The following is an 8425-nucleotide window of genomic DNA, read 5'->3' on the forward strand; positions in this document are numbered from 1 at the left end:
TCAGTCCGAGCCCGGCGCCGCGGCCCCCCGCTTGGTGAGCGGGGCCCAGGCCAACAGCAGCTGCTTGGTGCCGACGCCCCCGGCGAAGTGGACGTGGGCGACCGTCTTGTCGCCCGTGCCCTCGACGGCGGTGATCACGCCGTCGCCGAACTTGGGGTGCTCGACGTCGTCGCCGACCACGAGGCCCAGCTGGTCGGCACCGCTCGGCGTGGGCGGGGCCGGCTTCAGCGCCGCCTCCACCACCCGGTCGCGGTGGCGTTGGCCGCCACCGATGACCGAACCGCTCCAGTCGTCGTCATCCCGGCCGGACGGCCGGACGCCGCGGCGCGACCCGGCGCCGCCCCACCCGGCGCCGCCCGTGGGGCGACGCGACGCCCGACGGTTGCCCTGGACCGACTCGACCAGCGCCTCGGGGATCTCGTCGAGGAAGCGGCTGGGCGGGTTGTACTGCGTGCCGCCGTAGATGTTGCGGGCCCACGCATGGGACAGGTAGAGCCGCTCGCGGGCCCTCGTGATGCCCACGTAGGCGAGCCGGCGCTCCTCCTCGAGCTCGTCGGGCTCACCGATCGAGCGCAGGTGGGGGAAGATGCCGTCCTCGAGGCCCACGAGGAACACCGCCGGGAACTCGAGGCCCTTGGCGGCGTGGAGGGTCATGAGCACCACCGACGACTCGTCGTCGGTGAGCTCGTCGGTGTCGGCCACCAGGCTGACCTGCTCGAGGAACTCGTCGACCGAGGCGAACTCGCGGGCCGATCCGACCAGCTCGGCGAGGTTCTCGATGCGACCCTCGGCCTCGATGGAGTGCTCGGCCTCCAGCTCCGCCACGTAGCCGGACCGGTCGAGCGCCGCCTCGAGCACCGTCGCCGGACCTTCGGCGATCAGGCCCACGAGCTCGTCGTGGAGGGCGAGGAACGCCTCGATCCCCTTGACGGCCCGACCGGTGACCCCGGCCGCCGGGGCCTCCCGGAGCGCGTCGAGGAACGTGAGCCCGTGGCTGCGGGCGTGGACGTCGAGCCGGCCGACGGTGGACTCGCCGATCCCCCGCTTGGGCACGTTGAGCACCCGCTTCACGCTCACCTCGTCGGCCGGGTTGGCGGCCGCCTTCAGGTAGGCCAGGGCGTCCTTGACCTCGCGCCGGTCGTAGAACCGGGTGCCCCCCACCACCTTGTAGGGGATGCCGACGCGCATCAGGTACTCCTCCACGACCCGGCTCTGCGCGTTGGTGCGGTAGAAGACCGCGCAGTCGCCCCACCGGTTGCGCCCTCCGTCGTGGAGGTGCATCAGCTGATGGGCCACCCACTGGGCCTCGTCGCCCTCGTCGTCGGCGTGGTAGCGCACGATGGCCTCGCCGTGACCGGCCTCGGTCCAGAGCTCCTTGGGCTTGCGCCCCATGTTGTTGGCGATGACGGCGTTGGCGGCGTCGAGGATGGTCTGGCTCGACCGGTAGTTCTGCTCGAGCAGCAACACCGTGACCTCGGGGAAGGCGTCCTCGAAGTCGACGATGTTGCGCATGTCGGCGCCTCGGAACTTGTAGATCGAGTTCTTGTTCAAGACTCCATTCGCCGAATAAGTGAAGGTCCGCTCAACTTCGAGGTCAAAGACCGGGCCCTCGTAGCGATCGAACACGAGCTCATCGACGACCGCCTCCTCCCACGCTGCAGGCCCTTCCACCAGTACCTTCATCCCGGGTCGCAAGTGACTCAGAGGGGTGAAGTCGTAGACCTGCCCCATCACCACCATCCGCCGACGTATCCCGAGACCTCCGACATCGGCGATCCGCCGAGCGATCTCCAGAGCCTCCCGAAAGTCAGAGCGAAACGCCTCAAAGAGATACGTGTCAGGACGTCGCCCCGGCTTGACTCGAACTCCTCGCGCCTCCAACCGCCGAGCAATCACCGACTGGTTCGACGACCACTGCACACGATGACCCGGACGTGAACCCCGGGGGTCCGAGAACATTGTCAGATTCAGAGTCGAGCGCCTCAGACCGTTCCTCGGGCGAAAGTGGGGAAAGTCTGGATGCAGGTGAAACTCATCGCAGACGACCTTGGCTCGCGCTTCGGTGTCAACTGAATCGAAGAGTCGCTCGAGCCACTCGTCGTCCATGGCGGTCTTACGGCCCACACCGTGAAAACAGGCGGTCGGAAGGCCGTAGTCAGCTGCAAGTCGAGCCTCCCAGTACGTCGCCTCGGCTGGGCTGTCACACACCTTGAGCACCCACACTGCGTCGGCACGTTCCTGGTTGGCACGAACCCGCACACCGAGTTCGGAGTACCCGCTCTTGAAGTGCCGAACGCTCTTGGTCTGGCCGATCCGCCACCCACGGTCGGCGCGATGCATCAGATACACGACCCATTGGTCATCGTTGAGGGTCATGCGCGCCGGGACGATGTGATGGGGCGTGCCGCGCAGCACGCGACCGCCGGCACGGACCGTGACCATCGGACCCGAGTACCGGCCGGGCATCACCGCGGTCACGCGACCCGGAGCCGGGTCATTCCCGCCGTCGGTGCCGAGCACGACGTCACCGACCGCTACGTCCTCGATGAGTACGGGACCCCCGGGCGTCGAGACGAGCGTCCCGGCCGGAAGGCACTGGTCGGCATCCCCCACCACGCAGATCGCTCCGCTCTCCTGGGTGAGCAGGAGCACGAGGTCGTTCTGGACACGGTTGGTGTCCTGGTACTCGTCGACGAGCACGTGGCGGAACCGGCGGCGGTAGTGCTCGAGCACCTCGGGGTGGCGGCGCAGGAGCTCGACGGCGTTGACCAACAGGTCGTCGAAGTCCATGGCCCCGGCCTTGAGCAGACGGGCCTGGTACTCGACGTACACGTCGGCGATCTTGCGCTCGAAGATGTTGGCGGCCCGCTCGGCGTAGGCGGCGGGCCCGACGCCGTCGTTCTTGGCCGCCGAGATGACGCCCTGCACCGAGCGGGGCGGGAAGCGCTTGGCGTCGAGGTTCAGGTCGCGCAGCACGTAGGTGCACAGGCGCACGGCGTCGGCCTGGTCGTAGATGGTGAACGACGACGGGAACCCGAGGAGGTGACCGTCGCGCCGCAGGATGCGCACGCACGCCGAGTGGAACGTGGACACCCACATCTTCTCGGCGACCGGGCCGACCAGGGCCGCCACCCGGTGCTTCATCTCGTCGGCGGCCTTGTTGGTGAAGGTGATGGCCAGGATCTCGAAGGGCGACACGCCGAGGTCGCGGATGAGATGGGCGATGCGGTGGGTCAGCACCCGGGTCTTGCCCGACCCCGCTCCGGCGACGATGAGCAGCGGGCCCTCGGTGTGGGTGACCGCCTCGTACTGGACCGGGTTGAGGCCCTCGAGGAGGTCGTCGTCGCCCATGCTCGGCACCCTACCGGCGGTCGACGACGCTCCCGGAGGGCCGAGTGGGGGCCGAGGACGGGCCCCGAGGGCGTCAGCCGGCGTCGGGGTAGCCGGCGTACCCGTCCCCGTCGAGGTCGAGGCAGATCGACGGATCGGGGGCGGCGGCAATGCAGTCCCCGCCACCGATCAGATAGGTGAACCGTCCGTCGCCGTCGGGGTCGACGCAGTCCCGGTTCGACCCCTCGACGCAGTCGCTGCCGGGCACGGTGGTGGGGATCACCGGCGCGGCGGTGGTGGGCGCCGCGGTCGTGGGTGCGGCGGTCGTGGGTGCGGCCGTCGTGGGCGGTGCGGCGGTCGTCGAAGGCGCAGCGGTGGTCACCGACGGCGTGGCGACGGCCGTGGTCTCCGTGGTCGTGGTCTCGTCGCCGTCGTCGCCGCACCCCGCGACGGCCAGCGCCAGCACCGCGCCGGCGGCGAGGGCGAGACGGCGGACGCGAACCATGGCGGCGAACCTACCCGGCGACGAGCAGCCGGCTGCGGAACAGCTCGAGCACCTGGTCGAGGGCCTCGCGGGTGGGGTGGCCGGGCTCGTCGACGAGCTCCTCGGTGAGCACCGAGTGGGCCCGCCCCGAGATCCCCCAGGGGTTGCCCTTCGACGAGTCGATCTCGACCCCGACGAACCCGTCGCCGAGCTCGCGACGCAGCCGTTCGAAGCGCTCTGCGGGGACGGCGACGTCGCCGGTGAAGCGCAACCCCAGCACGCACACGCCGTCGGCCACCCGCGCCTTCACCTGTTCGAGGTCGTCGTCGGAGAGCTGGACCGACGCCTTGGCGGCCTTCGTGAACCCGATCGGCAGGGAGGGCTGGGAGAGGACCGGGGCGATGACGTCGCCGTCGGCCATCATCGCCAACGCGAACCCGCCCGTGAAGCACATGCCCACCGCCCCGACCCCCGGCCCGCCGCAGGTCTCGTGGGCGTCGCGGGCCAGGGCCCGCAGCCAGTCGGTGACCGGCGCACGGCGCCTCGTGGCGAACGCCGCGAACTCCTTCGACACGCACGCCGGCGCGATGGTCCGGACGATGGCCAGGGGGCCGGCGTCGGCGCCCGGCTCGCCGAAGAGCACGGGCAGCACGACGGTGCAACCGAGGTCGCGCACCCGCCGGGCGAAGTCCGCCACCGCCGGGGTGATGCCGGGGATCTCGGCCATCACGATCACGGCCGGGCCCTCCCCGCTGCGGTACACGGTGCGCGTCGTGCCGGCGTGGGTGAACGCCGTGACGGTGAAGTCGACGAGGTCGTCGGGCATCGGCCCACCGTAGGCCCCCCGGTACGGTGCCGCCCATGAGCGACACCGTCCCCCTGCCCCGGACCAAGCCGTTCCGGTTCGGGGTGCAGGCCAGCGCCCCGCCGGGCGGGTTCACCGGCACCGCCGCCGACGGCGACGCCTGGCGCGAGCTGGCCCGCCGAGTAGAGGACCTCGGCTTCGACACGCTCACCGTGGCCGACCACCTCGACGCCCAGTTCGCCATCACCCCGGCGGTGACGGCCGCCGCCGAGGCCACCACCACCCTGCGCATCGGCGGCCTGGTGTGGTGCAACGACTACCGCCACCCGGTGGTCATGGCCAAGGAGGCGGCCACCATCGACGTGCTGTCGGGCGGCCGGTTCGAGATGGGCCTCGGGGCCGGGTGGATGACGTCGGACTACGTGGGTGCCGGGATCCGGCTCGACCCGCCCGGCGTGCGCATCGAGCGGCTGGCGGAGGCCGTGGCCGTGCTGCGGGGTCTCTGGGCGGATGGGCCGGTCTCGTTCGTCGGGGACCACTACACGATCGAGGGCCTCGACGGGCAGCCGAAGCCGCTCCAGCGGCCGGGCCCGCCGCTGCTGCTCGGCGGCGGCGGCCGGCGCATGCTCGGCCTCGCCGCCCGCGAGGCCGACATCGTGGGGCTCAACATCGCGCTGGCCAAGGGCGTGATCGACGCCGACGCCGGGCCCAACGCCACCGCGTCGGCGACGTTCGAGAAGCTGCGCTGGATCCACGAGGCGGCCGGGTCGCGCTACGACGACCTCGAGCTCCAGGTACGGGTTCACGTGGCCGCCGTCACCGACGACCGCGACGCGCTGGCCGAGGCCCTCGGTCCGGCGCTGGGGATCTCGCCGGCCGACGCGCTGGACTCCCCCCACGCGCTGGCCGGGACGGAGGCGCAGGTGATCGAACAGCTCCAGGAACGCCGCGAGCGCTTCGGGATCTCCTACGTCGGCGTGGGCGTCGACGCCATGGAGGCCATGGCCCCCGTGGTCGCCCGCCTCCGGGGCACCTGAGCCGCCGCCGGGCGCGTCACCGACGATGGCTACCCTCGACCGGAGAGGAGGGGGAGCCATGACCACGACGACCGCCCGCCCGAGCGCGGTGCGCCTGCACCCGGCGTTCGACCGGCCCGACGAGGTGCTGGCCTCGATCCGTGCCGTCGACGAGTGGTGGCCCCTCGCCCGCTATGCCGGGTCGGAGAACGAGGTCAAGGCCACCGGCGGGGACGCCGGTGCCACCATGTTCGTCCCCCCGTGGTTCCGTCGCGACGTCGCCCTCGGCGGCCGCCCCCTCGTGCCCGGGGCCGAGGCCATCCTCGACAACCGCCGGTTCGTCGAAGGCGCCCGGACCGTCTTCGGTGGCGACGTCGAGGTCCGCCCGGCCACCGTGTACGTCAACGTCATGCTCCCGGGACCGGTGCCCTTCGTCCCCCACCTCGACGTCCCCGCCTTCCGCGGGTTCACCCGCGCCGACCACCCGGTCTGGCTGCTGCACCAGATGACGGACTCGGGGCTCTTCGACCACTTCCGCATCCGCCTCGCCACTGCGGTGTGGTGGTCCTTCGCCGGCCCCGGTGGGGCGTTCCACTACTGGCCTCGCGGACCCGAGGCCACCCCCGAGTCGATCGAGCCGCCGTTCGACAACGTCGCCGTGCTGGCCGACAACGAACGCACCTACCACGGCGTCGCGCCGGTGGGCACCCGGGACGACAGCCTGCTCGAAGGCCTCACCCGCGAGTCGCTGCTGCACCGCGTCGACGGCGGATGGGAGATACGCACCGGCGGCGACGTCGTGGCCTCGGCGAGCGACGGGCGGGTGCGGATCACCGTGTCCTGGAAGGGCGAGATCCACTCCCCCGAGGAGCCCGACGACGAGCTCGACCTCGACACCGTCGTCGAGACCTTCCTCGCCGATCTGCGTCGCCGGGGCGTCGACGCCGCCGAGCCCGACGACGCCCACCACGACGACGGGTGGGTGGCGACCCTGTCGGGCACCTACGGCCGCCGGCCTCCGCGCGTCCCGCGCTGACGACCTCGGTCGGTCCCGGCCTCCGCGCGTCCCGCGCTGACGACCTCGGTCGGTCCCGACCTCGGCGCACCGGCGGGATCGTCCGACGTGCACGCAGGCGCCGTCGGCATCGGCTGTCCCACCCTCTCCGTACGCTTGTTCGCATGGCTCCTGCGTCGGTGGGCGAGGTCGAGATCACCTTCGGGCAGACGATGGCGGAGTTCGATCCTGCCGTGCTCTCGGCCACCGACGCGACTGCGCTCATGGGGTCGTTCACCCGGATCAAGCGGATGGCCGAAGCGGGTGAGGCGCTGTGCGCCCGGCGGGCCGCAGCGACCTCGGTCGTGCGCCGCCACGGCGACCACTCGGGTTCGACCTGGGCCGGGCGCCGGATGGGCACGTCACCCACCCGGGCCGGAGGGCTCCTGGAGATGGCCGGTCACCTCGAGCAGCTCCCCGCCACACGAGAGGCGTTGCTGGCCGGGGAGATCTCCACCGATCAGGCCTGCGAGGTGGCTCGAACCGCGTCACTGGTGCCTGAGGCGGAGGCGGACCTGTTGAAGCTCGCCCCACGCGAGTCGTTGGGCGAGCTGAAGCGACGGGGGCGGCGGCTCCGCGCCGCAGCGCCGGGAGCGGAGGAGCGGTTCGCCCGGGTGCGGGAGCGTCGCTACCTGCGCGCCTGGACCGACGACGAGGGCGCCGGCCGCGGGGCCTGGTCGCTTCCGCCAGAAGACCAGGCCATGCTGCTCGCTGCGCTGGCGCCCTTGCGCGAACGGATCTTCCGTGACGCCCGTACCGCCGGCCGCCGCGAACCGGCCGAGGCCTACGACGCCGACGCCCTCGTCGCCCTGGCCCGCGATGCCATGGCAGTGGCCGACAGTGCTGGGGCCGACGTTCGGCCCGGCCCACTGCCGGCTTCCGCTCCCCAGAGGGTTCGGAGTAGCGAGCGGGACAACGGTGCTCGACGAGGAGGTGCTCACGACGGGGGTGCTGGCCGCGGAACTGTCGACGACGGCGGCGGGGCGCGCAGCAGCCGGGGAGACGGACGGATCGGGCGGTCGGGACGAGCGGCCAAGATCATCGTGCGGGTCGACCGAGACGCACTTCTGCGGGGGTACCCAGTGGGCGGCGAGGTCTGCGAGGTCACAGGTGTCGGTCCGGTGCCCGTTGCCGCCGTGCAACGGTGGATCGGGGAGGACGCCTTCCTCGCCGCCGTCGTGACCGACGGGGTCGACATCCGATCGGTCGTGCACCTGGGGCGTCAGGCCACTGCGCTCCAACGAACCGCGCTCGAGTGGCTCGCCCCCGAGTGCTGCGTGGTGGGGTGCAACGCCAGTGCCCGGCTCGAGATCGACCACGAACAGGACTGGGCCCGCACCCGCCACACCACGCTCGACGAGCTCGACCACCTCTGCGCCCACCACCACCGCCTCAAGACCCGCCACGGCCACCGCCTCGAACCCGGCCGCGGGAGACGTCGCCTCCTCCCCCCATCCGGGAGTGATCGCATCATCAGTGGACCGAGCGACACAGGTGCTGCGCCACCGCGACGCCGACCCGTCCCGCCCCAGGAACCCGGGCCGTGCGCCGCCTGCGCGGTGTCGGCCACACCGCGTGTCACGCTGCGGATCCGATCCACTCGGCGAATTCCGGTCGGCCGCGTGGTCGCACCGGGTGGGGCCCGATCGACGCCACGAGTCGCGGCGCCCGACATCTCCCGACCCGCGCCCGCCCACACGGCCGCGCTCGCTGGGCGCGCCCGGCCCCCACCCGAA

The 8425-nt window shown here is 72.0% G+C and carries 6 protein-coding genes; 3 read left to right on the forward strand and 3 right to left on the reverse strand.

The features are described from left to right. From MUE36_09160 to MUE36_09170, 3 genes are all read right to left on the reverse strand, one after another. On the reverse strand, window positions 1-3351 hold the full coding sequence (locus MUE36_09160) for a UvrD-helicase domain-containing protein (protein ID MCU0311100.1): 3351 nt from the start codon (window positions 3349-3351) through the stop codon (window positions 1-3). 73 nt (window positions 3352-3424) lie between these two features. After that, window positions 3425-3835 carry a hypothetical protein gene (locus MUE36_09165; protein MCU0311101.1) on the reverse strand — a complete coding sequence of 137 codons (411 nt, stop codon included), beginning with the start codon at window positions 3833-3835 and terminating at the stop codon, window positions 3425-3427. 10 nt (window positions 3836-3845) lie between these two features. Continuing rightward, entirely contained in the window at window positions 3846-4640 is a 795-nt protein-coding gene (locus tag MUE36_09170; GenBank protein MCU0311102.1) for a dienelactone hydrolase family protein, read from the reverse strand. A gap of 35 nt (window positions 4641-4675) precedes the next feature. Here MUE36_09170 and MUE36_09175 point away from each other — a divergent pair, with 35 nt between their 5' ends. The 3 genes from MUE36_09175 to MUE36_09185 all read left to right on the forward strand — a co-directional run. After that, the gene (locus MUE36_09175; protein ID MCU0311103.1) at window positions 4676-5656 is read left to right on the forward strand and encodes a TIGR03621 family F420-dependent LLM class oxidoreductase; all 981 of its coding nucleotides are present in this window, start codon (window positions 4676-4678) and stop codon (window positions 5654-5656) included. Between the two features lie 58 nt (window positions 5657-5714). Beyond that, complete coding sequence (locus MUE36_09180; GenBank protein MCU0311104.1) at window positions 5715-6671, forward strand: hypothetical protein; 957 nt, start codon at window positions 5715-5717, stop codon at window positions 6669-6671. A 143-nt stretch (window positions 6672-6814) separates the two neighbouring features. Continuing rightward, window positions 6815-8425 (forward strand): 13E12 repeat family protein (locus tag MUE36_09185; GenBank protein ID MCU0311105.1); only part of this gene is annotated, 1611 nt, incomplete at its 3' end.

This window comes from Acidimicrobiales bacterium, from assembly GCA_025455885.1.
GTDB lineage: Bacteria > Actinomycetota > Acidimicrobiia > Acidimicrobiales > Acidimicrobilacustridaceae > Rhabdothermincola_A.